This is a genomic window from Variovorax paradoxus (assembly GCF_022009635.1).
In the GTDB taxonomy this organism is placed as follows: domain Bacteria; phylum Pseudomonadota; class Gammaproteobacteria; order Burkholderiales; family Burkholderiaceae_C; genus Variovorax.
In genome coordinates this window covers 5,289,882-5,312,959 of record NZ_CP091716.1, presented here as the reverse complement: position 1 = coordinate 5,312,959, position 23,078 = coordinate 5,289,882, and the positions used below count along the sequence as shown (strand labels likewise).

Below are 23,078 nucleotides of genomic sequence, written 5' to 3'. Positions count from 1 at the left end.
ATGTCTGCTCCCTTAATGACGGATCACGCGTTCCTTCGTGAAACGCCGTGGAACCGGCTTTGCCGGGCCGCTGGCGTTGCCCCCTGCAAGGGGGTTGGCGAAGCGACACGAAGTGCGCGAAGCCTGGGGGTGTGCCATATCAAGAGCTCTTGCGCACCCGCAGATACCACTCGCAGAGCAGACGCACCTGCTTGGCGGTGTAGCCCTTCTCGACCATGCGCGTCACGAAGTCCTCGTGCTTCTTCTGCTCGTCGGCGCTGCTCTTGGTGTTGAAACTGATCACCGGAAGCAGTTCTTCGGTGTTGGAGAACATCTTCTTCTCGATCACCGCGCGCAGCTTCTCGTAGCTGGTCCACGCAGGGTTGCGCCCCGCGTTGCCGGCCCGCGCGCGCAGCACGAAGTTGACGATCTCGTTGCGGAAGTCCTTCGGGTTGCCGATGCCGGCCGGCCGCTCGATCTTCTCGAGTTCGGCGTTGAGCGAAGCGCGGTCGAAGACTTCGCCGGTGTCGACGTCGCGGAACTCCTGGTCCTGGATCCAGTAGTCGGCGTAGGTCACGTAGCGGTCGAAGATGTTCTGGCCGTACTCGCTGTAGCTCTCGAGGTAGGCGGTCTGGATTTCCTTGCCGATGAACTCGGCGTAGCGCGGCGCCAGTAGCTCCTTGATGTAGCTGATGTACTTCTGCTCGACCTCGGGCGCGAACTGCTCGCGCTCGATCTGCTGTTCGAGCACGTACATCAGGTGCACCGGGTTCGCGGCCACCTCGGAGCTGTCGAAGTTGAAGACCTTCGAGATGATCTTGAAGGCGAAGCGCGTGGAGACGCCGCTCATGCCTTCGTCGACGCCCGCGTAGTCGCGGTACTCCTGGATCGACTTGGCCTTGGGGTCGGTGTCCTTGAGGTTCTCGCCGTCGTACACCTGCATCTTGCTGAAGGTGCTGGAGTTCTCGGGCTCCTTCAGGCGCGTGAGCACCGAGAGCTGGGCCATCATGCGCAGCGTTCCCGGGGCGCAGGGGGCCTTGGCGAGCGACGAGTTGCGCACCAGCTTCTCGTAGATCTTGATTTCTTCCGAGGCACGCAGGCAGTAGGGCACCTTGACGATGTAGATCCGGTCGAGGAAAGCCTCGTTGTTCTTGTTGTTGCGGAACGCCTTCCACTCGCTCTCGTTGCTGTGCGCGAGCACGATGCCGTCGAAGGGAATCGCGCCGAAGCCTTCGGTGCCCTTGAAGTTGCTTTCCTGCGTGGCGGTGAGCAGCGGATGCAGCACCTTGATGGGCGCCTTGAACATTTCCACGAACTCCAGCAGCCCCTGGTTGGCCAGGCACAGGCCGCCGGAGTAGGCGTAGGCGTCCGGGTCGTCCTGGGCGTAGGTCTCGAGCTTGCGGATGTCGACCTTGCCGACCAGCGAGGAGATGTCCTGGTTGTTCTCGTCGCCGGGCTCGGTCTTGGCGACGGCGATCTGCCGCAGCACCGACGGGTAGCGCTTGACGACCTTGAACTGGCGGATGTCGCCGCCGTACTCCTCGAGCCGCTTGACGGCCCAGGGCGAGAGAATTCGGTTCAGGTAACGGCGCGGGATACCGTATTCCTTTTCAAGGATCTCGCCGTCTTCGAGCGTATCGAAGAGGCCGAGCGGGGATTCGTTGACCGGCGAGCCCTGGATCGCATAGAAGGGCACGTGCTCCATGAGCTGCTTCAGGCGCTCCGCGATGGAACTCTTGCCACCGCCCACGGGCCCCAGCAGGTAAAGGATTTGCTTCTTTTCTTCCAGTCCCTGCGCGGCGTGGCGGAAATAGGACACCACCTGTTCTATGGCGTCTTCCATGCCGTAGAACTCCTTGAACGCCGGGTAGATCTTGATGACCTTGTTGGCGAAGATGCGCGAAAGACGGGGGTCGTTGCGCGTGTCGACCAACTCCGGCTCGCCGATGGCCTTGAGCATTCGCTCGGAGGCGGTGGCATACGCGGTGGGATCGCGCTTGCAGATGTCCAGGTAGTCCTGCAGCGAGATGACTTCCTCGCGGGTGCGCTCGTAGCGGGCGGCAAAGTTGCTGATCACATCCATGGTCACGCCTCCATCAAGAGTCAGTGGGCTTTAGGCCCGATGGCGTGCAACAAAGGCTTTGCGCAACATTTGAAGGTGTGCCTGCCCTTGGCTGCATGCCGCGGAAAACTCCCTTACAACAATCTGCTAACAATCAGCATAAAGCAAAGATTGAACCCGGCAAATCATTTATTAATTCAGAACCCCATCGCCGAGTAAAGTTCCTTGGAAAAAACGGAACTAGTATTCAATTTTCAGTTAAATTCAAAGGCTCGCTTTTGCAATTCTCTCCGGGTGAAAAGCCTATGCCGAATGGCCATCGGCTATGCCGTGTTTTTTCGGGGAAAGCATCGCCTATTGAGCCTCGGGGCTCAATAAAACGGGCGTCTCCCTTCAATAACGCGTGGCCTGTCGTTTGGTTTATTGCACATCAAAAAAAAAATATAAAAGCAATCCCCGCGCCACTTCTCGATGAGTGGCCAGCGCATATGAACGTGGGAAAGAAGCGCGGACGGAGGTCGGCGCGGTCCGAAGCGGTGCGATGGGCACTGCTCTGGTGCTGATCAGGGGGCCTGGTCGCCTCTATGCACCAATGCGATGACTGCCGTGGCCAGGGCGGTCACGAGCCAGTCCATGCTGAAGGCGAAGCCTTCACCTAAAGAAGTAGTCCGCCGCGTTGCACGGCGGACCAGGTCTGCACACCGTTGGTGCGCTCAGCTGAAGAATTCCTTCGCCTTGTCGAACCAGCCCTTGTCGGTCGGGCTGTGCTTTTCGCCGCCCTTCTTGAGCGAGTCGTCGAGGTCCTTCAGCAGCTTGCGCTGGAACTCGGTGAGCTTCACCGGCGTCTCGACGCGCACGTGGCAGTACAGGTCGCCGGGGTAGCTCGAGTTCACGCCCTTGATGCCCTTGCCGCGCAGGCGGAACTGCTTGCCGCTCTGCGTGCCTTCGGGAATGTCGATGGCCGCCGCGCCCTTGAGCGTGGGCACGTTGATCTCGCCGCCCAGCGCCGCCGTGGTCATGCTCACGGGCACCACGCAGTGCAGGTTGTCGCCGTCGCGCTCGAAGATGTCGTGCTTCTTGAGCCGGATCTCGATGTAAAGGTCACCCGGCGGGCCGCCGTTGACGCCCGGTTCGCCGCTGCCGGTGACGCGCATGCGCTGGCCGTCGTCGATGCCCGCGCGGATCTTCACTTCGAGCGTCTTGTTGCGCTTGATCTTGCCCTGGCCGTGGCACGCGGTGCAGGGCTCGGGAATGATCTTGCCGCTGCCGTGGCAGGTGGGGCAGGTCTGCTGCACGCTGAAGAAGCCCTGGCGCATCTGCACCGCGCCCGCGCCGTGGCAGGTCGTGCAGGTGATGGGCTTGGTGCCGGGCTTCGCGCCGGAACCGTGGCAGGTGTCGCACTCGTCCCAGGTCGGGATGCGGATTTCGGTCGTCTTGCCTTCCGCGGCTTCCTCGAGCGTGATCTCCATCGCATAGCTGAGGTCGCTGCCGCGGAACACCTGGCGTCCGCTGCTGGTGCGGCCGCGGCCGCCACCGCCGAACACGTCGCCGAAGATGTCGCCGAAGGCTTCCGCGAAACCGCCGAAGCCTTCCGCGCCCGGGCCGCCGCGCATGTTGGGGTCGACGCCGGCATGGCCGTACTGGTCGTAGGCCGCGCGCTTCTGTCCGTCGGACAGCATTTCGTAGGCTTCCTTCACCTCCTTGAACTTGGCCTCGGCGTCCTTCGCGGTGTCGCCGTGGTTGCGGTCGGGGTGGTGCTTCATCGCGAGCTTGCGATAAGCCTTCTTGATTTCTTCCTCGCTCGCGTTCTTGGGGACGCCGAGGGTTTCGTAGTAGTCGCGTTTGGTGGCCATGGCAGGTCGATCAACAGATCAGGGAAGCAGCGGGAACTCGGGTAACTTGAAGCGAGAAAGGCTGGAGCACCTCTGCAGGTGTTCCAGCCTTGCCCAAGGGTCTGAAGATCAGCCCTTCTTGACTTCCTTGACTTCGGCGTCGACCACGTTGTCGTCGGCCTGTGCGTGCGCACTGGCTTCCGCGCCCGCCGGACCCGAAGCGGCCGAGGCGCCGGCCGCGGCCTGCGATTCGGCATACATCTTCTCGCCGAGCTTCTGGCTCGCGGTCATCAGCGTGTTGGTCTTTTCCTCGATCGCGGCCTTGTCTTCACCCTTGAGGGCTTCTTCCAGGTTCTTGATCGCGGTTTCGATCGCATCCTTCTCGGCGGCTTCCAGGCTTGCACCATGTTCGCCCAGCGACTTCTTCACGCTGTGAACCATGGCTTCGCCCTGGTTGCGGGCCTGCACGATCTCGAGCTTCTTCTTGTCTTCGTCGGCGTTGAGCTCGGCGTCCTTCACCATCTTCTGGATCTCGTCCTCGGAGAGGCCGGAGTTCGCCTTGATGGTGATCTTGTTTTCCTTGCCGGTGCCCTTGTCCTTCGCGCCGACGTGCAGGATGCCGTTGGCGTCGATGTCGAAGCTCACTTCGATCTGCGGCGTGCCGCGCGCTGCCGGCGGAATGCCTTCGAGGTTGAACTCGCCCAGCGCCTTGTTGCCCGAGGCGATGTCGCGCTCACCCTGGAACACCTTGATCGTCACGGCCGGCTGGTTGTCTTCGGCGGTCGAGAAGGTCTGCGCGAACTTCGTCGGGATCGTGGTGTTCTTCGTGATCATCTTGGTCATCACGCCGCCCATGGTCTCGATGCCCAGCGACAGCGGGGTCACGTCGAGCAGCAGCACGTCCTTGCGGTCGCCCGAGAGCACCTGGCCCTGGATGGCGGCGCCGACAGCCACGGCTTCGTCGGGGTTCACGTCCTTGCGCGGTTCCTTGCCGAAGAAGGCCTTCACCTTTTCCTGCACCTTGGGCATGCGGGTCATGCCGCCGACCAGGATCACGTCGTTGATGTCCGACACGCTGATGCCGGCGTCCTTGATGGCCAGGCGGCAGGGCGCGATGGTGCGCTCGACCAGCTCGTCGACCAGGCTCTCGAGCTTGGCGCGGGTGAGCTTGATGTTCAGGTGCTTCGGACCCGATGCGTCGGCCGTGATGTAGGGCAGGTTGATGTCGGTCTGCGCGCTGTTCGACAGCTCGATCTTTGCCTTTTCAGCGGCTTCCTTCAGGCGCTGCAGCGCGAGCACGTCCTTGCTCAGGTCGACGCCCTGGTCCTTCTTGAACTCGGCAATGATGTAGTCGATGATGCGCTGGTCGAAGTCTTCGCCGCCCAGGAAGGTGTCGCCGTTGGTCGACAGCACTTCGAACTGCTTTTCGCCGTCCACGTCGGCGATCTCGATGATCGACACGTCGAAGGTACCGCCACCCAGGTCATACACGGCGATCTTGCGGTCGGCCTTGTCCTGCTTGTCCAGGCCGAAGGCCAGCGCAGCAGCGGTGGGTTCGTTGATGATGCGCTTGACGTCCAGGCCCGCGATGCGGCCGGCGTCCTTGGTGGCCTGGCGCTGGGCGTCGTTGAAGTAGGCCGGCACCGTGATCACGGCTTCGGTCACGGTTTCGCCGAGGTAGTCTTCGGCGGTCTTCTTCATCTTGCGCAGGATGTCGGCGCTGACCTGTTGCGGGGCCATCTTCTTGCCGCGCACTTCCACCCATGCGTCGCCGTTGTCGGCCTTGGCAATGGTGTAGGGCATCAGGTCGATGTCCTTCTGGACTTCCTTTTCCTCGAACTTGCGGCCGATCAGGCGCTTGATCGCGTACAGCGTGTTCTTGGGGTTCGTGACGGCCTGGCGCTTGGCCGAGGCACCGACGAGCACTTCACCGTCTTCCTGGTACGCGACGATCGACGGCGTGGTGCGCGCACCTTCCGAGTTCTCGATCACACGCGTGGTGTTGCCTTCCATGATCGACACGCACGAGTTGGTGGTGCCGAGGTCGATGCCGATGATCTTTGCCATGTTCTTTACTCCTGAAAGCCTGAAAAATATGTTGTTATGAACTTGTGGATAACCCGTCGCGATTCAAGGTATGAAGCGTGGATTTCCTGTGGGAATCTTGTGTGCCGATGGATGCCGCTGGCGGCTTACTTCGGCGCGCTGACCGTGACCAGCGCCGGGCGCAGCACGCGCTCGTTGATGGTGTAGCCCTTTTGCAGCACGCTCACCACGGTGTTCGGCTCCTGGTCGGCGGGCACCACCGAGATGGCCTGGTGCTGGTGCGGGTCGAACTTGGCGCCGGGGGCGGGAGCCACTTCGATCACCTTGTTGCGTTCGAGCGCGCTCTTGAGCTGGCGCAGCGTGGCTTCGGCGCCTTCGCGAATCTGCTCGGGGGTCGCGTCCTTGATGGCCAGGCCGGCTTCGAGGCTGTCGGTCACCGGCAGCAGGCTCTCGGCAAAGGCTTCGACAGCGAACTTGCGGGCCTTGGTGATCTCTTCGTCGGCGCGGCGGCGGGCGTTCTGCACATCGGCCTGGGCGCGCAGGTACTGGTCGGCCAGTTCGGTGTTCTTGGTCTGCAGGGCAGCCAGTTCGCCTTGGGCCTGTGCCAGTGCGGCGAGGGCGTCGGCTTCGTTGGCGGCTTGCGCGGCCTCCAGTTCTTCGGGGCTTGGCTCGCCTTGCAGCATTTGAGAATTCTGTGCGGATTGTTGCGGGTCAGACATTTTTCAAAGAACCGGCGTGAGCCGGAAAACAAACGATAGCCAGCCACTTGGGGCTGGGCAAAGGCATTTCAAGCGAAAAAATGAGGCAAAAAGCGCCTTGCGGGCATGAAAAAGGCCCGAAAACGGGCCTTGGGGCCGTCGGCGCCGACGCTCAGTGGGCGTCCAGCAGCTCGACGTCGAACTTGAGCGTGGCGTTCGGGGGGATCACGCCGCCGGCGCCGCGGGCGCCATAGCCCAGCGATGCGGGGATGATCAGCGTGCGCTTGCCGCCGATCTTCATGCCGGCCACGCCTTCGTCCCAGCCCTTGATGACCTGGCCTGCGCCCAGCGAGAACGCGAACGGGTCGTTGCGGTCGCGGCTCGAGTCGAACTTGGCGCCCTGCGTGCCGTCGTTGTAGAGCCAGCCGGTGTAGTGCACGTGCACGTGCTGGCCTGCCTTGGCTTCGGCGCCGGTGCCGACTTCGGTGTCTTCGTATTGCAGGCCGGAGGGGGTGGTTGGCATGGGAAACGCTCCTTGCGTCGATGTGAGAAGAATGAATCGAAGGCGCGGAGTTTACCGAGGCCGGATGCCCCCGGCCTGTCGTCTGTCAGCCGTGGCTGGTGTCGTCGTCGGGCCGCGCGGGTGTGGGAACGGGCGCCGCGGCCGGGGTCTGCGCTGCGGGCACTGGGGCGCCAGTAGCGGGTGTCGGTGCAGGTGCCGAGGCGGCCGGGGCAACCGGCGCCGCCGCCTTCTTGATCTGCCCCAGCTGCCACTTGCCGGCAAAGGCCTGCAGGTCGGACAGCCGCTTGAGCAGGTCCTGGCCGCTGAGCGTGAGGCTGTAGCCGTCGCTGCCGTGGCCGACGATGCCGGCCTCGCGCAGTTCCTTGATGCGGGTGTTGAGCGTGTTGGGAGTGATGCCGCCCACGCTGTCCTGCAGCAGCCTGAAGGTTTGGGCATGACCGTCGCGCAGCGCCCAGAGCACGCGCAGTGCATAGCGGGCTTCGAGCAGGGCGAGCAGCTGGCTGACGGCTGCGTTTTCCTTGGTACTCATCGACATCATCTCCTCGAAGCTGGGCGGGCCGCCGACCTGTGGGCAGGGGCGAGGGCGCGCGTTCTTTTGTGTGTGGTTATGAACCGTCTCGTTGGCGGACGACTATAGCGCAAAGGATCGTGATGCTACTAGTTTTATAGCTATGCAGGCATGCGGCATGCGGGTTGTGAGACAAAGCCTCACAAATTGGAATAGTTGGCCATGGCTTCACCCAGCCGGATCGCGCGCCCTGGCGACCAGTCCGGGTTGAACGCCAACGCAGGCGCCGGGAACAGCATGACGACCGTCGAGCCGAGCAAGAAACGGCCCATCTCGTCGCCCTTGCGGATGTCGATCTGCTGGTCGTTGTAGCTCCACTCGCGCAGTTCGCCCACGCGCGGCGGATTGACCACCCCGTGCCACACCGTGGCCATGCTGCCGACGATGGTGGCGCCCACCAGCACCAGCACGAAAGGCCCGCGCGCCGACTCGAACACGCACACCACGCGCTCGTTGCGCGCGAAGAGGCCGGGCACGCCGCGCGCCGTGGTCGGGTTCACCGAGAACAGGTCGCCCGGCACGTGGATCATGCGCACAAGCCGCCCGTCGCAGGGCATGTGGATGCGGTGGTAGTCCTTCGGGCTCAGGTAGAGCGTGGCGAAGCTGCCGTGCGCGAACTTGGCGGCCAGCGTGGCGTCGCCGCCGACCAGCGCGGTGGTCGTGTAGTCATGGCCCTTGGCCTGGAAGATCTGGTCGCCCCGGATCGGGCCGAACTGGCTGATCGCGCCGTCCACCGGGCAGATCAGGTCGGCCTGCGCGAGCGGGCGCACGCCGGGCTTGAGTTCGCGCGTGAAGAACTGGTTGAAGCTCTTGTAGTAAGTGATGTCCGACTCGAGCGCCTCGCCCATGTTGACGCTGTACTTGGCCACGAAGCGCCGGATGATCCACGTCGTGACCGCCCCCCGCTCCTTGCCCGCGACCCAGCCGGCGAAATTGGTCAGGGCCTGCTTGGGGAACAGGTATTGGGGCAGTACGGCGGAGCGGTCGGACACGTGGTGGGGGCCTGGAATGCGAATTGGAGGGGCATTCTATAAAGGGCTTCCCACGCGGGGCGTAGGAAGCTTCCCTCGGTTCGGCCGGGGTGCTAGTCGGCCTTGATGCCCGCGGCCTTGATCACCTGCGCCCACTTTTCGACCTCGGCCTTCTGGAAGGCCGCGATCTGCGTCGTCGTCATGTCGGTCGGCTCCATGCCGAAGCCCTTGAGCTTGTCCTGCATCTCGGGCGTCGCCAGGATCTTGCGGATTTCGGTGTGCAGCCGGTCGATCACCGGCGCCGGCGTGCCGGCCGGCACGAAGATCGCCTGCCACGACACCACTTCGAAGTCCTTCAGGCCCGGCAGGCCCGATTCGGCGATGGTCGGCACGTCGGGCAGCGAGGCCAGCCGCTTGGCCGACGTCACCGCAATGGCGCGCAGCTTGCCGCTCTGGATGTGCGGACCGGCCACCACCGTGGTGTCGAACATCATGTCGACCTGTCCGCCGATCGCGTCCTGGATCGCCGGGCCGCTGCCCTTGTACGGAATGTGCGTGAACTTCACGCCCGACTTGTAGGCCAGCAGTTCCAGCGCCAGGTGCTGCGACGTGCCCGTGCCCGCCGAGGCCGACGACAGCCCGCCCGACTTGGCCTTGCTCGCATCGAGGATGTCCTTCAGCGTCTTGTACGGGCTGTTCTGGCTCACCACCAGCACCACCGGATTGGTGCCGATCAGCGTCACCGGCGCGAAGGACTTGATCGGGTCGTAGCCGATCTTGGGATACAGGCTCACGTTGATGGCATGCGAGCTGATGGTGCCGCCCACCAGCGTGAAGCCATCGGGCGCGGCGCGCGCGCCGACCTCCGAGCCCACGCTGCCGCCGGCGCCGCCCTTGTTGTCGATGATCACGCTCGTGCCCAGCACCGGGCCGAGCTTCTGTGCGATCAGCCGGCCCAGCACGTCGGTCGTGCCGCCCGCGGGGAAGGGCACGAGGTAGGTGATGGCCTTGCCCGTCGGCCAGTTGTTGCTGCTCTGCGCGAAGGCCGGCAGGCCCGCGGCCAGCGAAGAGGCGAGCGCGGTGCGAATGAGTGTGCGGCGGTGCATGAGGGTGTCTCCTTGCCGTGCGCGCTCAGGGCTTGATGTCCAGCTTGGTGATCAGCGCCTTGAAGTAGGCGTTGTCCTTGGCCAGCGTTTCCTTGAAGGCGGCGCCGTCGGTGTAGACGTAGCCCAGGTTCTGCTTGTCCATCACCTCGCGCAGCAGCGGTTCCTTCGCGGTCTTGGCGGCGATGTCGCGCAGCTTGGCCATCACTTCGGGCGGCGTGTTCTTCGGCGCGCCGAGGCCGCGCCAGGTGCCGATGGAAATGTCGATGCCGCGTTCCTTGGCGGTCGGCACCTTGTCGAAGGCGGCCAGGCGCTTGTCGGCCATCACCATCAGCATCTTGAGCTTGCCGGCCTGCACGTAGGTCGACACCTCGGCCGGGCTCACGGCCACCGCGTCGACGTGGCCGCCGAGCAGCGCCAGCACCGCCGGGCCCGCGCCCTGGAACGGGATGTGGTTGAACTTGGCGCCAGTCTTGTCTTCCAGCGCCGAGGCGGCCAGGTGCCAGATCGAGCCGGTACCCGAGTTGCCCACGCCCATTTCGCCCGGCTTCTTCTTGGCCGCGGCCAGGAACTCTTCGATGGTGTTGTAGGGCGAGTCGGCCTTCACCGTGACGGCCGCCGGGTCGGCGTTGAGCTGTGCGATCGGCTGGAAGTCGTCGTAGTTGAACTTGGCCAGGCCCAGGTGCGGCAGCGTCAGCAGCTCGACCGTGAGCACCGCCAGCTTGTAGCCGTCGGGCCGCGAATGGATCACCTCGTTCCAGCCGATGGCGCCGCCCGCGCCGGGCCGGTTCACGATCACGATGCTTTCCGACATGTGCTTGCGGCTCGCGTCGGCGAAGGCGCGGGCCAGCGCGTCGGTGCCGCCGCCGGGCTGGTAGGGCACGATCAGCTCGACCGTGTGGTTGGGGTAGTCGTTGCCGGCCGCTTGCGCGGCGGGCGCCGCCAGGCCGAATGCGAGGCCGACCGCGCCCGAGAGGGCCGCGAGCTTGCGCAGGAATTTCGTCGTCATCTGTCTTGTCTCCGTTATGGGTCTTGTGGTTGCTGAGAAAACGTTCGCGGTCAGGGCATGTACTGCCCCCCGTTCACTTCGATCACCTGCCCCGTGACATAGCCCGAGAGCTGTTCGGAGGCCAGATACAGAAAGGCGCCGACGCATTCCTCGGGCTCGCCGAGGCGGCCCATGGGAATGCCGGCGCGGAAGTTCTCGAGCATCGCGGGCGTCGAGAAGCGGTCTTGAAAGGGCGTTTGAATGACGCCCGGCGCCACCGCATTCACGCGGATGCGGTCGCCCACCAGCTCCTTTGCCAGGCCGTGCGTGGCCGTGCTCACGAAGCCCTTCGAGCCCGCGTACAGGTACGCGGCCGGCCCGCCGCCGGTGCGCGCCGCGACCGAGGTCACGTTGATGATGTTGCCGCCGCCCTGCGTGCGCATCAGCGGCACCACCTCGCGGCAGAAGGCGAGCACCGAGCGCGCGTTGATGTGCATCACCTCGTCGAACAGCGCGTCGTCGAACTCGGCGATGGGCACGCGCTTGACCAGACTGCCCGCGTTGTTCACCAGCACGTCGATGCGGCCGAACTCGGCCACCGTCTGCTTCACGCAGTCGCGGATCGCGCCGGTGTCGCGCACGTCGGCCTTGACGGCCACCGCCGCGCCGCCGGCCGCGCGGATGGTCTCGACCACCTGATGCGCCTCGGCGGCCGAGCTGTTGTAGTGCACCGCCACGCGCATGCCGCGCGCCGCGAACGCGACGGCCACCGCGGCGCCGATGCCCGTGCTGGCGCCGGTGACGAGCGCGGTCTTGTCCTTGAGGTCTTCCATGTCTGTGCTCCGTATGGGTTGTTCAGGTGACAGGGGCCGGGTTGAACAGCACCAGCGCGTTGTGCAGCTTCCAGTGCTCGGCCCAGGTCTTCTTGCGGCCGCTGGCCACGTCGAGCATCAGGCGGAACAGCTCCCAGCCTACGTCCTCGATGCTGGCTTCGCCGTCGGCGATGCGGCCCGCGTTCACGTCCATCAGGTCGTGCCAGCGGCGCGCGAGATCGCTGCGCGTGGCGACCTTGATCACCGGCACCTCGGCCAGCCCGTAAGGCGTGCCGCGGCCGGTGGTGAACACATGCAGGTTGATGCCGGCCGCCAGCTGCAGCGTGCCGCAGATGAAGTCGCTGGCCGGCGTGGCCGCGTAGATCAGGCCCTTCTGCGCGACCTTCTCGCCCGGTGCCAGCACGCCGGTGATCGGCGCCGAGCCCGACTTCACGATGGAGCCCATCGCCTTCTCGACGATGTTCGACAGGCCGCCTTTCTTGTTGCCCGGCGTGGTGTTGGCGCTGCGGTCGACGCGGCCCTTCTGCAGATAGGCGTCGTACCAGGCCATCTCGCGGATCATGGCCTCGGCCACTTCGGGCGAGGACGCGCGCGAGGTGAGCTGGTCGATGCCGTCGCGCACCTCGGTCACTTCAGAGAACATCACCGTCGCGCCCGCGCGCACCAGCAGGTCGGTGCAAAAGCCCACGGCAGGGTTGGCGGTGACACCCGAGAAGGCATCGCTGCCGCCGCACTGCACGCCCACCACCAGTTCGCTGGCGGGCACGGTTTCGCGCTTGCGGGCGTTCAGGCGCACGAGGTGCTGCTCGGCCTGCCGCATCACCGAATCGATCATCGACATGAAGCCGACGTGCGCGTCGTCCTGCAGGCAGACCACGTCGAGTTCGGCGTCGCCCTCGGCCTCGCCGCGCTTGTCGGCGATGGGGATGCTGCCCGGCGGCAGCAGGCGCTCGGGCTGCAGCTTCTCGCAGCCCAGGCTCACCACCATCACTTCGCCGCCGAAGTTCGGGTTCAGGCTGATGTTGCGCAGCGTGCGGATCGGCACGATGGCGTCGGGCGCGTCGATGGCCACGCCGCAGCCATAGCCGTGCGCGAGTGCCACCACGTCGTCGACGTTCGGGTACCTGGGCAGCAGCTCGGCCTTGATGCGCTGCACGGCAAAGTCGATCACGCCGGCCACGCACTGCACCGTCTCGGTAATGGCGAGGATGTTGCGCGAACCCACCGAGCCGTCGGCGTTGCGGTAGCCCTCGAAGGTGTAGCCCTCCAGCGGCGGCAGGGCAGGGGCCTTGACGGTCGCGATGGGCAGGCCGTCGAGTTCGGGCGCGACGGGCATGCGCATGACCCGCTCGTGCACCCAGCTGCCGCGCGGCAGCGCCTTCTGCGCATAACCGATCACCACGTTGTAGCGCACGATGGCCGCGCCCTCGGCCAGGTCCGACAGCGCCACCTTGTGGCCCTGCGGCACGTTGTCCACCAGCCGGAGGCCGTCGGCGAACTCGGTGCCGGCCTTCAGGCCGCCGTCGTTCGCGACGATGGCCACGTTGTCGTTGGCGTGGATGCGGATGTAGAGCGGCGAGGCTCCGGCTGCGGCATTGCTCATCGTGAGGGCCTTTGTTGCTTACAGCACCTTGTGGCCGGTCAGCATCGTGGGCAGCCAAGTGGAGAAGGCCGGCACGTAGGTCACCAGGGTGATGGCGATGAAGATCGCCAGATAGTAGGGCCAGGCGGTTTTCGTCGCTTCCCCGATGGATATCTTGCCTATGGCGCAGCCGATGAACTGCACCGTGCCCACCGGCGGATGCACCAGGCCCAGCGCGCAGTTCAGCAGCAGCATCATGCCGAACTGCACCGGACCCACGCCCATCTGGATGGCCAGCGGCAGGAACAGCGGCGTGGTGATCAGGATGTGCGCCGCCATGTCCAGGAAGATGCCCAGGAAGATCTGGATGATGTTGATGTACAGCAGCATCAGCCAGGGGCTGGTGGTGGCGGCCAGCAGCACCGTCTCGATGGCGTCCGGAATCTCCAGGTAGGCCATCTGGTAGCGCAGCATGTTCGACACGCCGATCAGCAGCAGGATCACGCCCGTGGTCTTCGAGGCCTTGGCCAGCGACTTGAAGAGCTTCTCGCGCGTCATGGTGCGGTAGGCCACCACGGTGAGCAGCAGTGAATACGTCACCGCGATGGCCGCCGCCTCGGTGGCCGTGGCCACGCCCTGCATCACGCACACCAGGATGATCACGATCACCATCAGCCCCGGAATGGCCGCCAGGAAGGTCTTGCCCACCATGCCCCAGCCGGGGAAGCGCTCGAGCATGGTGCTGCCGTCGGTGCGCTTGGGGTAGCCGTGCTTGGCGGCCTGCCAGTAGGCGGCCACCAGCATGCACACCATGATCCAGAACACCGGGATCAGCCCCGCGAACATCAGGTCGCCGATGGACACGCCCTTGATGATGTGCCCGTCGATCGTGCCCACGGCCGCCTGCGCGGCGAAGGCGTAGATGATCATGTTGTGCGAGGTCGGCATCAGCGCGCCCGAGAGCGAGGCGTGCGTCGTCACGTTCACCGCGTAAGCCGCGCTGTAGCCCTCGCGCTTCATGATCGGGATCATCACGCCGCCCATGGCCGAGGTGTCGGCCACCGGCGAACCGGAGACGCCGCCGAACAGCGTCGACGCCACCACGTTGGCCAGCCCCAGGCCACCCTTCCAGTGGCCCACCAGGCTGCGCGCGAAGGCGACGATCTTGTCGGCGATGCCGCCGTGCAGCATCAGCTCGCCCGAGAAGATGAAGAACGGAATGGCGAGGAACGAGAACACGTTCATGCCCGAGACCATCATCTGGATGGCGGTCTCGAACGGCAGGCCTTCGTAGGCGAAGGTGGCCAGGCAGCTCAGCCCGATGGCAAAGGCCACCGGCATGCCGAGCAGCAGGAAGAGCACGAAGCTCAGCGACAGCACTGTCAATGCCATGATGGAACGACCTTCTGGCCGGTGAACTGAGCAGCCAGGTGCTCGATGGAAAAGAGGGTGATCAGCACCCCGGCAAAGAGAATCGGCACGTAGCGCACGGCTTCCGAGAGGCCCAGCGTGGGAATCGTCGATTCGCGCGTGGACACGGCCATCTCGGCCCCGCCCGCGAACAGCGCGATGGCGAAGCCGATGGTCAGCACGTAGGTGAGCGCCTTGCACCAGAACTGCGCCTTGGGTGGCAGCGCCTTCACCAGCGAATCGAGGCCGATGTGGCCGGCGTCCCGCACGCCCGCGGAAGCACCGAACATGGCGACCGAGATCACCAGCAACAGCGCGACCTGCTCGACATACGGCGGGGCGTCATTGAAGACATAGCGCAGCACCACGCCGTAGACGACCACCGCCAGCAGGCCGACGAGGCACACGCAGGCGATGTACATCGCCCAGCGTGAGAGCCGCGCGTTCAAGTGGGTCAACAAGTGCATAGGGATTTCCTGTCTTGCTCCTTCCCCCTCTGGGGGAAGGCTGGGATGGAGGCCGCGCCCAACGAGCGCCATTCAGCGGTCGAGGCCGTCGTGCCCCCACCCCAGCCCTCCCCCGGAAGGGGAGGGAGCAAGACGGTGGGCCTCATTTGGTGTTGACGATTTCCTGCACCAGCGCCTTCTGCTCCGGCGTGGTCGCGAACTTGTCCCACACCGGCTTCTCGACATCGACGAAGCCCTTGCGGTCGATCTCGGAGGCCGCGACGATCTTGGCGCCGCCCTTGATGACGGCCGCCTTGGCGTCCTTCTCGCGCGGCTCCCACAGCTTCACGTAGTAGGGCACGGAGTCTTTCGCGGCCTTGCGGATCGCGGCCTGTTCTTCCTTGGTGAGGGTGTCCCAGATCTTCTTGGAGAACACCAGCACTTCCGGCGTCATGACGTGCATGGTCTCGGAGTAGACCGGCGCGGCCTCGAAGTGCTTGGCTTCCTCGTACGAGGGATAGTTGTTCTCGGCGGCATCCACCAGGCCGGTCTTCAGGCCCGTGTAGACCTCGGCGATGGGCATCGGCGTGGGCGAGGCGCCGGCGGCGCTCACCAGGCTCACCATCAGGTCGGAGGGCTGCACGCGGATCTTCAGGCCCTTCATGTCGGCCACCGACTTGATCGGCTTCTTGGCATACACCGAGCGGGCGCCGCTTTCATACATGCACAGGCCGATGAAGCCGGCCTTCTCGAAGGCTGCCAGCACCTTGTCGCCGGTCGGGCCGTACATGGCCTTGCGGAAGTGCTCGATGTCGCGGAACAGGAAGGGCAGCGACGGGATGACCGACTCCGGCACGATGCCGTGGAAGGACGCGCTGCTCACGCGCACCATGTCCAGCGCGCCGATCTTGACCTGCTCGACCGTGTCTTTCTCGGAGCCCAGCGAGCTGTCCGCGAAGATCTTGATGTTGTCCTTGCCACCCGTGGCCTTCGACAGCTCGTCGCCCATGAACTTCACCGCCTGGTTGGTGGGGAAGTCCTTGGCGTGCACCTCGGCGGAACGGAAGGTCCGTGCCGTGGTGACGTTGCTTGCCGTGAGGGCGATCAGGCCGATCGCGATCAGGCCCGACAGCTTCTTCATTTGTAGTGATTTCATTTTTGATGCTCCTCGGTGGATGAAAAGAAAACGCAGCGGATGGGTCGATGACTGGGTCAGATGCCGAAAGCGGGCTCCGCGATGCCCTGTGCGCTGGGCCGCAGCGCGAACACGCCGCCGGCCAGTGGTTGGTCCGACAGGTCGATGCCGCCGGGTCGGATGGAGGTGACGAAGAGGGTGTCGAGCCCGGCGCCGCCGAAGGCGCACATCGCGGGCTTCTTCACCGGCACTTCGAGCGAGCGGTCGAGCCGGCCGTCGGGCGTGAAGCGGTGCACCAGGCCGGCGTCGTTGCCGCAGATCCAGTAGCAGCCGTCGGTGTCCATGGCCGCGCCGTCGGGGCGGCCGGGCAGGGGCTTCATGTCGATGAAGAGGCGGCGGTTGGCGGGTGTGCCGGTTGCCGTGTCGTAGTCGAAGGCCCAGACGGCCTGCACCGTGGGGTGCGAGTCCGAGAGATACATCGTGCGGCCGTCGGGGCTGAAGGCCAGGCCGTTGGGCACGATGAAGTCGTCGAGGCGCTGGCTCGCCTTGCTGTCGCCCTTGCCATAGCTGTAGAGCTGGCCGACGCGCGCGCCTGCCGCCATGTCCAGCAGCATGGTGCCGGCCCAGAAGCGGCCTTGCCGATCGCAGCGGCCGTCGTTGAAGCGCATGGCCGGGGCCGCGTGTTCGACGGGTGCCAGGGACGTGGCAGCGAGCGTGCCATCGGCCTGCGGCTTCAGCGAGAAGAGGCCGCTTTCCATGCCGGCGATCCATTCGCCCGGCGCATCGGCACGCGGCGCGATGCAGGCGATCATTTCGTCGGCCGTCCACTTCGCATGGCCTTCGCCTGCGTGCCAGCGGTTGAGCGTGCGCGCCGGAATGTCGACCCAGTAGAGCGCCTGCTCGCCCGCATGCCACACCGGGCTTTCGCCGGTGCCGTTGCGCGCGTCGAGAACGAGTTCAGCGCTCATCGCCGAACGGGCCTTGTGCGGTGAACGCGCCGCCCTGGTAGATGGCGTTCGGGTCGGTGGGGGCCACGGGCGGCTGTTGCTCGACCTTGTCGCGGAACACTTCGGAGCTGTCCTGCGGCACGAAGCCCAGATGCGCGGCGGCGCTGTTGTCCCACCACACGTCGCGGTTGTTCGACATGCCGTAGACGATCGTGTGCTTCACATCGGGCGTGAACAGCGACTTCTCGATCAGCGTCGTCAGGTCGCGGTAGCTGAGCCAGGTGCTCATCATGCGGCGATTGAGCGGCTCGGGGAACGACGAGCCGATGCGGATGCTCACCGTCTCGATGCCCCAGCGGTCGAAGTAGAACTGCGCCATGTCCTCGCCGAAGGACTTCGACAGGCCGTAGTAGCCGTCGGGCCGGCGCGCTGCGTGCGCGTCGATGTGCTCGCTCTGCTTGTAGAAGCCGATCACGTGGTTCGAGCTGGCGAACACCACGCGCTTCACGCCGTGGCGGCGCGCGGCTTCGTACACGTTGAAGATGCCCTTGATGTTGGCCTCGAGGATCTCCTCGAACGGCCGCTCGACCGACACGCCGCCCAGGTGGACGATGGCGTCGCAGCCTTCCAGCAGCGCGTGCACCGCGGCCTTGTCCGACAGGTCGCAGGGCACCACTTCCTCGCTCGCGTCGGCGGCCGGGGCCAGCGACGCGATGTCCGACAGGCGCAGCACCTTCGCATACGGCTTGAGCCGCTCGCGCAGCACCTTGCCCAGGCCGCCGGCGGCGCCGGTCAGCAGCAGGCGGTTGAGTTTCTTGTTCGACGCTTCCATCGTTGCTCGTCCGTTCAGAGTTTCGTGATGCGCTCGGGCAGGTCGCGGCCGTGGTACTTCTTGTAGATGGCGTTGAGCTTGCCGTTCTTCTGGTTGGTCACGACCCAGTTGTTGACCCATTCCTTGAGCTTGGGCTGTTCCTTGTTCAGCGCGATGCCCAGGTCGAAGTCCTTCTGCGCGAACTTCAGCTCCAGGTTCTTGGCCGGCGCCTGCTTGACCATCTCGCTCAGGTTCGACGGCGTGCTGGAGAACAGGTCGATCTGGCCGGTGACCATCGAGGTGATGAGCGTGGCGTCGTCTTCGTAGCGCACGATCTCCGCGCCCTTGGCCTGCTGCGTGGTGAGCGTGTCGTTCACGGTGGCGCGCGTCAGGCCGATGCGCTTGCCGTTCAGGTCGGCGTAGTCGGTGACCTTGATGCTCTTGGGGCCGCCCACGATGATGCTGATGACGGCGTAGGGCACGGAGAAATCGACGACCTTCTCGCGCTCGGGCGTGATCGACAGGTCGGCGATCACGAGGTCGGCGCGCTGCGCCTGCAGCGTGGGCACGCGCGCTGCGTTGGTGATCGACACGATCTCCAGCTTCACGCCCAGGTCCTTTGCGAGCGCGGTGGCGGTGTCCACGTCGGAGCCGGTGGGCTGCAGGTTGGCGTCGGCAAAGCTGAAGAGCGGCGTGCCCATGGCGATGGCCACGCGCACCTTGCCGGCCTTCTTGATGTCGTCGAGCTGGTCGGCCATGGCGGCCTGCGCGACGCCGGCCACGAGGGCCAGCGCGACGCATGTGCGGGTGAAGGTGGTGCCGAGTTTCATGAAGGTCTCCTGGATGGTTTGGTATGGGAGTAAATGAAGTGACCCGGGCCGCCTGCTTACAGCCCGTTGTTCAGGAAGGCGCGCAACTCCTGCGTCTTGGGCGCGTCGAGCATTTCGCCGGGGCCGGTCTCCCAGACGGTGCCCTGGTGCATGTAGATGATCCGGTCGGCCACGCGCTTGGCGAAGGCCATCTCGTGCGTGACGAGCAGCATGGTCATGCCGCCGGCCGCGAGGTCTTCCATCACGCGCAGCACTTCGCCGGTGAGCTGGGGGTCGAGCGCGGAGGTGACCTCGTCGAACAGCATCACCTTGGGCGACATCGCGAGCGAACGCGCGATGGCCACGCGCTGCTGCTGGCCGCCGGAGAGCTGTTCGGGGTAGGCGCCGGCCTTTTCCTTCAGGCCCACCTGGTCGAGCACGCGCAGGGCAACGTCGTGCGCTTCGCCGCGCGACTGCTTCTTGACGTGGCGCAGCGCCAGCATGATGTTCTCCTGCACCGTGAGGTGGGGGAACAGGTTGTAGCTCTGGAACACGATGCCCACTTCGAGCCGCAGCTGCTTGAGGTCGACACTGGGGCTGTCGACGCGGATGCCGCAGACTTCGATGGTGCCCTTGTCGATCACTTCGAGCCGGTCGATGCAGCGCAGCGCCGTGCTCTTGCCCGAGCCGCTGGCGCCGATGATCGCGATCATCTCGCCCTTGGCGACTTCGAAAGACACGCCCTTCAGGACCTGGTTGGCCCCGAAGCTTTTATAGACGTGGTCCAGCTTAACGATTGGCGACATTGAGCTTCTTCTCCATCGCTTCGCTCCAGCGCGACAGCGGATAGCACAGGGCGAAATAGAAGGCGCCGACCAGGAAGAAAACCAGGAAGGGCTGGAAGATGGTGTTGTTGATGATCTGGCCGGCCCGCGTGAGCTCGACGAAGCCGATCACCGAGGCCAGCGAGGTCATCTTGATGATCTGCACCAGGAAGCCGACCGTGGGCGGCAGCGACAGGCGCACCGCCTGCGGAATGATCACGAGGCGAAGCGTCTGCCAGCGCGAGAGGGCCAGGCATTCGGAGGCCTCCCACTGCGGCTTGGGCATGGCCTCGATGCAGCCGCGCCAGATGTCGCCCAGGTAGGCGCTCACGTAGATCATCATCGCGAGCCCGGCCGCCACCAGCGAGGGCAGCGAGAGCCCGTACACCGACAGGCCGAAGTACACGATGAACAGCAGGATCAGCAGCGGAATGCCCTGGATGCATTCGATGTAGACCACCGCGAACCAGCGCAGCCACGGCCGCGGCGAAATGCGCGCGAGCATCAGGCCGAAGCCGCCGACGGCTCCGAGCACGAAGGCGATGGCCGAGAGCACCAGCGTCCAGCCGATGGCCTGCACCAGATACATCAGGTGCGTGAAGGTGAAGTGGCCGAGGCTCATGCGGCGCCTCCGTGCACCGCTACCGCGGCCGTTGCGGCGGCGGGTTGCATCTTGCCGGCCTGCGCTGCGGCGCGGCGCACCACGCGGCGGCGGCGGAACAGGTACTCGCCCAGCGCCCAGGTCACGAGCTTGATGAAGAGCGACAGCACCAGGTACAGCGCCGCGACCACGATGTACGTTTCCAGCGATCGGAAGGTGTCCGACTGCACCGTGTTGGCGATGGCGGTGAGCTCCTCGGCCGAGATCTGCGAGGCCATGGCCGAGGCCTGCATCATCAGCAGGAACTGGCTGGTGAGGGCGGGGTAGACCTTCTCGATCGACGGCTGCAGCATCACGTGCCAGCCGATGCGCCACTTGGAAAGCCCCAGGCATTCGGCCGCCTCGATCTGCCCGCGCGGCACCGACTCCAGGCCGGCGCGGATGATCTCCGCGGCGTAGGCCGCGATGTTGATGACCATCGCCAATACGGCGGCCGCGAAGGTCGGCATGCGCACGCCGAAGCTGGCCAGGCCGAAGTACAGCAGGAAGATCTGCACCAGGAACGGCGTGTTGCGCACGATCTCGATGTAGATGGTGCAGGCGCGCGAAAGCAGCCGGATCTTGCTGCGCTTGGCAAACGCGACCAGCGTGCCGACGGCCACGCCGATGACCACGGCCAGCGCGGTCATCTTGAGGGTCAGCCAGGCGCCGTTGATGAAAACGGGCCAGTACGATGCCAACGGAGCAAAGTCGAGGGAATACTTCATGTGAGTGCCGTGCGAGGGTGCCCAGCGCGGCTTCCAAGGAGACTCGAGTGATAAGTTATCTGTTGTCGTACAACTAGTTTGGGGATTATCATCGTGACCATGGTTCAGTCGACTGCGGGTAATCCCTCGATATCAGAAGCGCCTGGAGAAACGGCGCCTGCCGCGTCGCCCGCGGGCGCGGCGTTCGTGGGGCGTCCGCGCCAGCGCGCGCGCGGCCTCGCGCACGGGCTGGTGGAAGACCTGGGCGAGAAAATCCGCAACCAGTCGCTGCGGCCCGGCGACAAGCTGCCGACCGAGTCGGCCATCATGCAGGCCTACGGCGTGAGCCGCACGGTGGTGCGCGAGGCGCTGTCGAAGCTGCAGGCCGGCGGGCTGGTCGAGACACTGCACGGCGTGGGCACCTTCGTGCTGCAGCCGCGGCCGGGCGGCGTGTTCCGCCTCGATCCCGGCGAGATTGCCGCATCGGTCGACGTGCTTGCGGTGCTCGAGCTGCGCATCAGCCTGGAGACCGAATCGGCCGGCCTCGCCGCCAGCCGGCGTACCGACGAGCAGCTGGTCGCCATGCGCCAGGCGCTCGACGACTTCGAGCACAACGTGGCGGTGGCAGGGGACACGGTGGCGCCCGACTTCCGCTTTCACCTGCAGATCGCGCAGTCGACCGGCAACCCGTACTTCGCCGACATCATGCGGCACCTGGGCACCACGATCATTCCGCGCACGCGCATCAGCGCCATCCGCACCCACGAGGGCGGCGGTGCGCCGTACCTGAGCCGCGTGAACCGCGAGCACGAAGAAATCTACGCCGCCATCGCGCGCCGCGACCCCGAATCGGCCCGCGCCGCCATGCGCATCCACCTGACCAACAGTCGTGAGCGGCTGCGCATGGCGCAAGAGGCCGCGCAGCAAAAGGCGAAGGCCGAAGCGGCTGCGGGCGCGGGTGCTTCGGCTGGTGCTGCTTCGTCCGACAACGCCTCTTCGAGCTGATTTTTCTTGTCCGGCAAGCTGGACAACTCGTTTCTCTAGTTGTACGATGACTGATCTCTTGCTCGGGGAGCCGGGCGAAGCCACGAGGCAGATCGAACAACAGGAGACAGCATGACCATCAACCGACGCGGCGCACTCGGTGCCGCACTGGCCACGACGCTGGCCGCGACCTTGCCCGTGCGCGCATTCGCACAGGGCAGTGCCGGCAGCGGCGGCAACTGGCCGTCCAAGCCGATCAGGCTCATCGTTCCGTACCCGCCGGGCGGATCGTCCGACATCATCGCGCGGTCCATCAGCCAGCCTTTGTCGGAGGCGCTGGGCCAGTCGGTGATCATCGACAACCGCGCCGGCGCCAACGGCAACCTCGGCGCCGACCTGCTGGCCAAGGCTCCGGCCGACGGCTACACCGTCATGCTGTGCGATCTCGGCGCGCTGGCCATCAGCCCGTCGCTGTACCCCAAGCTGCCGTTCGATCCCTCGAAAGACCTGCGCAGCGTGGCCATGCTGGCCTACTCGCCGCACCTGCTGGTGGTGCACCCCTCGGTGCAGGCTGGCACGCTCAAGGAACTCGTCGAGCTGTCGAAGAAGAGCGATCTCAACTTTGCCGTCACGGCCAGTGGCAGCACCGCGCATCTCGCGGGCATCGAGTTGCAGCGCAAGGTCGGCGCCAAATGGGAATACGTGCCCTACAAGGGCGGTGTGCAGGCCGTGCTCGATACGGTCTCGGGCCAGACGCAGGTGCTCATGAACGGCATGCTCGCCACCTACCCGCAGGTGCAGGCCGGCAAGCTCAAGCTGATTGCCGTGTCCAAGGCCACGCGCATGCCGCTGATCGGCAATGTGCAGACCATCGCCGAGCAGGGCGTGCCCGGCTACGAGTCAGGCACCTGGCAGGGCGTGGTCGCGGCACGCGGAACGCCCGACACGGTGATCGCGCGGCTCAACCGCGAGCTGACCCGCATCATCCGCACCCCCGACATCCGGGCCCGCCTCGCGGGGCAGGGCGCCGAGGTCGTGACCATGACCGCGCCCGAGCAGGACCAGTTCTTCGCCAAGGAGCGCGCGCGCTGGGCCCGTGTCATTCAAGAGGCCAACGTCAAGCTCGACTGACCGGCCGCCATTCCTCTTTTTTCTTTCTCAATCTTCACTGGACTCTTCC

General features: G+C 65.4%; 22 protein-coding genes. 2 read left to right on the top strand and 20 right to left on the bottom strand.

The window, feature by feature from the left end; all coding sequences use genetic code 11:
* Positions 1-139 precede the first annotated feature (139 nt).
* From L3V85_RS24580 to L3V85_RS24485, 20 genes are all read right to left on the bottom strand, one after another.
* Complete coding sequence (locus L3V85_RS24580; protein WP_237675294.1) at positions 140-2,062, bottom strand: PrkA family serine protein kinase; 1,923 nt, start codon at positions 2,060-2,062, stop codon at positions 140-142.
* A gap of 692 nt (positions 2,063-2,754) precedes the next feature.
* Positions 2,755-3,894 (bottom strand): molecular chaperone DnaJ, encoded by a 1,140-nt coding sequence (gene dnaJ, locus L3V85_RS24575; protein ID WP_237675293.1) that lies wholly within the window; start codon positions 3,892-3,894, stop codon positions 2,755-2,757.
* 108 nt (positions 3,895-4,002) lie between these two features.
* Entirely contained in the window at positions 4,003-5,940 is a 1,938-nt protein-coding gene (gene dnaK, locus L3V85_RS24570; protein WP_237675292.1) for a molecular chaperone DnaK, read from the bottom strand.
* A gap of 125 nt (positions 5,941-6,065) precedes the next feature.
* The gene (gene grpE / locus L3V85_RS24565; protein ID WP_272934086.1) at positions 6,066-6,638 is read right to left on the bottom strand and encodes a nucleotide exchange factor GrpE; all 573 of its coding nucleotides are present in this window, start codon (positions 6,636-6,638) and stop codon (positions 6,066-6,068) included.
* A 151-nt stretch (positions 6,639-6,789) separates the two neighbouring features.
* Positions 6,790-7,140, bottom strand: coding sequence for an FKBP-type peptidyl-prolyl cis-trans isomerase (locus L3V85_RS24560; RefSeq protein WP_056590059.1), 351 nt, complete (start codon positions 7,138-7,140; stop codon positions 6,790-6,792).
* 85 nt (positions 7,141-7,225) lie between these two features.
* Positions 7,226-7,669: a winged helix-turn-helix transcriptional regulator gene (locus tag L3V85_RS24555; protein ID WP_237675290.1), complete on the bottom strand. Its 444-nt coding sequence runs from the start codon at positions 7,667-7,669 to the stop codon at positions 7,226-7,228.
* Between the two features lie 179 nt (positions 7,670-7,848).
* Positions 7,849-8,700 (bottom strand): archaetidylserine decarboxylase, encoded by an 852-nt coding sequence (gene asd / locus L3V85_RS24550; RefSeq protein ID WP_237675289.1) that lies wholly within the window; start codon positions 8,698-8,700, stop codon positions 7,849-7,851.
* A 92-nt stretch (positions 8,701-8,792) separates the two neighbouring features.
* Positions 8,793-9,785 carry a Bug family tripartite tricarboxylate transporter substrate binding protein gene (locus L3V85_RS24545; protein WP_237675288.1) on the bottom strand — a complete coding sequence of 331 codons (993 nt, stop codon included), beginning with the start codon at positions 9,783-9,785 and terminating at the stop codon, positions 8,793-8,795.
* Between the two features lie 25 nt (positions 9,786-9,810).
* A complete protein-coding gene (locus tag L3V85_RS24540; protein WP_237675287.1) occupies positions 9,811-10,791 on the bottom strand; it encodes a tripartite tricarboxylate transporter substrate binding protein in 981 nt (326 codons plus the stop codon).
* 50 nt (positions 10,792-10,841) lie between these two features.
* Positions 10,842-11,603, bottom strand: a complete 762-nt coding sequence (locus L3V85_RS24535; protein WP_237675286.1) for an SDR family NAD(P)-dependent oxidoreductase — start codon at positions 11,601-11,603, stop codon at positions 10,842-10,844.
* A gap of 22 nt (positions 11,604-11,625) precedes the next feature.
* Positions 11,626-13,206, bottom strand: coding sequence for a galactarate dehydratase (gene garD, locus L3V85_RS24530; RefSeq protein ID WP_237675285.1), 1,581 nt, complete (start codon positions 13,204-13,206; stop codon positions 11,626-11,628).
* Between the two features lie 18 nt (positions 13,207-13,224).
* Positions 13,225-14,577: a TRAP transporter large permease gene (locus L3V85_RS24525; protein WP_237675284.1), complete on the bottom strand. Its 1,353-nt coding sequence runs from the start codon at positions 14,575-14,577 to the stop codon at positions 13,225-13,227.
* A complete protein-coding gene (locus L3V85_RS24520) occupies positions 14,568-15,062 on the bottom strand; it encodes a TRAP transporter small permease (protein WP_237675283.1) in 495 nt (164 codons plus the stop codon). Before L3V85_RS24520 ends, L3V85_RS24525 begins: the two co-directional genes overlap by 10 nt.
* 142 nt (positions 15,063-15,204) lie before the next feature.
* Positions 15,205-16,197 (bottom strand): TRAP transporter substrate-binding protein, encoded by a 993-nt coding sequence (locus tag L3V85_RS24515; protein ID WP_237675282.1) that lies wholly within the window; start codon positions 16,195-16,197, stop codon positions 15,205-15,207.
* 56 nt (positions 16,198-16,253) lie between these two features.
* Positions 16,254-17,144, bottom strand: a complete 891-nt coding sequence (locus tag L3V85_RS24510; RefSeq protein WP_237675281.1) for an SMP-30/gluconolactonase/LRE family protein — start codon at positions 17,142-17,144, stop codon at positions 16,254-16,256.
* A complete protein-coding gene (locus L3V85_RS24505) occupies positions 17,134-17,955 on the bottom strand; it encodes an NAD-dependent epimerase/dehydratase family protein (RefSeq protein ID WP_237675280.1) in 822 nt (273 codons plus the stop codon). Before L3V85_RS24505 ends, L3V85_RS24510 begins: the two co-directional genes overlap by 11 nt.
* Positions 17,956-17,969: 14 nt before the next feature.
* On the bottom strand, positions 17,970-18,764 hold the full coding sequence (locus L3V85_RS24500) for a transporter substrate-binding domain-containing protein (RefSeq protein ID WP_237675279.1): 795 nt from the start codon (positions 18,762-18,764) through the stop codon (positions 17,970-17,972).
* Positions 18,765-18,820: 56 nt separating this feature from the next.
* Entirely contained in the window at positions 18,821-19,549 is a 729-nt protein-coding gene (locus tag L3V85_RS24495) for an amino acid ABC transporter ATP-binding protein (RefSeq protein WP_237675278.1), read from the bottom strand.
* Positions 19,533-20,189 (bottom strand): amino acid ABC transporter permease, encoded by a 657-nt coding sequence (locus L3V85_RS24490; RefSeq protein WP_237675277.1) that lies wholly within the window; start codon positions 20,187-20,189, stop codon positions 19,533-19,535. Before L3V85_RS24490 ends, L3V85_RS24495 begins: the two co-directional genes overlap by 17 nt.
* Entirely contained in the window at positions 20,186-20,935 is a 750-nt protein-coding gene (locus L3V85_RS24485) for an amino acid ABC transporter permease (RefSeq protein WP_237675276.1), read from the bottom strand. Before L3V85_RS24485 ends, L3V85_RS24490 begins: the two co-directional genes overlap by 4 nt.
* Before the next feature lie 99 nt (positions 20,936-21,034).
* On the opposite strand from L3V85_RS24485, the gene L3V85_RS24480 reads away from it, so the two are divergent.
* Both L3V85_RS24480 and L3V85_RS24475 read left to right on the top strand, forming a co-directional pair.
* Positions 21,035-21,919, top strand: a complete 885-nt coding sequence (locus L3V85_RS24480; RefSeq protein WP_237675275.1) for a FadR/GntR family transcriptional regulator — start codon at positions 21,035-21,037, stop codon at positions 21,917-21,919.
* 111 nt (positions 21,920-22,030) lie between these two features.
* Positions 22,031-23,029 carry a Bug family tripartite tricarboxylate transporter substrate binding protein gene (locus L3V85_RS24475; protein ID WP_237675274.1) on the top strand — a complete coding sequence of 333 codons (999 nt, stop codon included), beginning with the start codon at positions 22,031-22,033 and terminating at the stop codon, positions 23,027-23,029.
* The last annotated feature ends 49 nt before the right edge of the window (positions 23,030-23,078 follow it).

Excerpts from the sequence above, each read along its gene's own strand:
- L3V85_RS24580 (WP_237675294.1), bottom strand. The coding sequence starts at position 2,062 with ATGGATGTGATCAGCAACTTTGCCGCCCGCTACGAGCGCACCCGCGAG.
- dnaJ (WP_237675293.1), bottom strand. The coding sequence starts at position 3,894 with ATGGCCACCAAACGCGACTACTACGAAACCCTCGGCGTCCCCAAGAAC.
- dnaK (WP_237675292.1), bottom strand. The coding sequence starts at position 5,940 with ATGGCAAAGATCATCGGCATCGACCTCGGCACCACCAACTCGTGCGTG.
- grpE (WP_272934086.1), bottom strand. The coding sequence starts at position 6,638 with ATGTCTGACCCGCAACAATCCGCACAGAATTCTCAAATGCTGCAAGGC.
- L3V85_RS24560 (WP_056590059.1), bottom strand. The coding sequence starts at position 7,140 with ATGCCAACCACCCCCTCCGGCCTGCAATACGAAGACACCGAAGTCGGC.
- L3V85_RS24555 (WP_237675290.1), bottom strand. The coding sequence starts at position 7,669 with ATGAGTACCAAGGAAAACGCAGCCGTCAGCCAGCTGCTCGCCCTGCTC.
- L3V85_RS24545 (WP_237675288.1), bottom strand. The coding sequence starts at position 9,785 with ATGCACCGCCGCACACTCATTCGCACCGCGCTCGCCTCTTCGCTGGCC.
- L3V85_RS24540 (WP_237675287.1), bottom strand. The coding sequence starts at position 10,791 with ATGACGACGAAATTCCTGCGCAAGCTCGCGGCCCTCTCGGGCGCGGTC.
- L3V85_RS24535 (WP_237675286.1), bottom strand. The coding sequence starts at position 11,603 with ATGGAAGACCTCAAGGACAAGACCGCGCTCGTCACCGGCGCCAGCACG.
- garD (WP_237675285.1), bottom strand. The coding sequence starts at position 13,206 with ATGAGCAATGCCGCAGCCGGAGCCTCGCCGCTCTACATCCGCATCCAC.
- L3V85_RS24525 (WP_237675284.1), bottom strand. The coding sequence starts at position 14,577 with ATGGCATTGACAGTGCTGTCGCTGAGCTTCGTGCTCTTCCTGCTGCTC.
- L3V85_RS24520 (WP_237675283.1), bottom strand. The coding sequence starts at position 15,062 with ATGCACTTGTTGACCCACTTGAACGCGCGGCTCTCACGCTGGGCGATG.
- L3V85_RS24515 (WP_237675282.1), bottom strand. The coding sequence starts at position 16,197 with ATGAAATCACTACAAATGAAGAAGCTGTCGGGCCTGATCGCGATCGGC.
- L3V85_RS24510 (WP_237675281.1), bottom strand. The coding sequence starts at position 17,144 with ATGAGCGCTGAACTCGTTCTCGACGCGCGCAACGGCACCGGCGAAAGC.
- L3V85_RS24505 (WP_237675280.1), bottom strand. The coding sequence starts at position 17,955 with ATGGAAGCGTCGAACAAGAAACTCAACCGCCTGCTGCTGACCGGCGCC.
- L3V85_RS24500 (WP_237675279.1), bottom strand. The coding sequence starts at position 18,764 with ATGAAACTCGGCACCACCTTCACCCGCACATGCGTCGCGCTGGCCCTC.
- L3V85_RS24495 (WP_237675278.1), bottom strand. The coding sequence starts at position 19,549 with ATGTCGCCAATCGTTAAGCTGGACCACGTCTATAAAAGCTTCGGGGCC.
- L3V85_RS24490 (WP_237675277.1), bottom strand. The coding sequence starts at position 20,189 with ATGAGCCTCGGCCACTTCACCTTCACGCACCTGATGTATCTGGTGCAG.
- L3V85_RS24485 (WP_237675276.1), bottom strand. The coding sequence starts at position 20,935 with ATGAAGTATTCCCTCGACTTTGCTCCGTTGGCATCGTACTGGCCCGTT.
- L3V85_RS24480 (WP_237675275.1), top strand. The coding sequence starts at position 21,035 with ATGGTTCAGTCGACTGCGGGTAATCCCTCGATATCAGAAGCGCCTGGA.
- L3V85_RS24475 (WP_237675274.1), top strand. The coding sequence starts at position 22,031 with ATGACCATCAACCGACGCGGCGCACTCGGTGCCGCACTGGCCACGACG.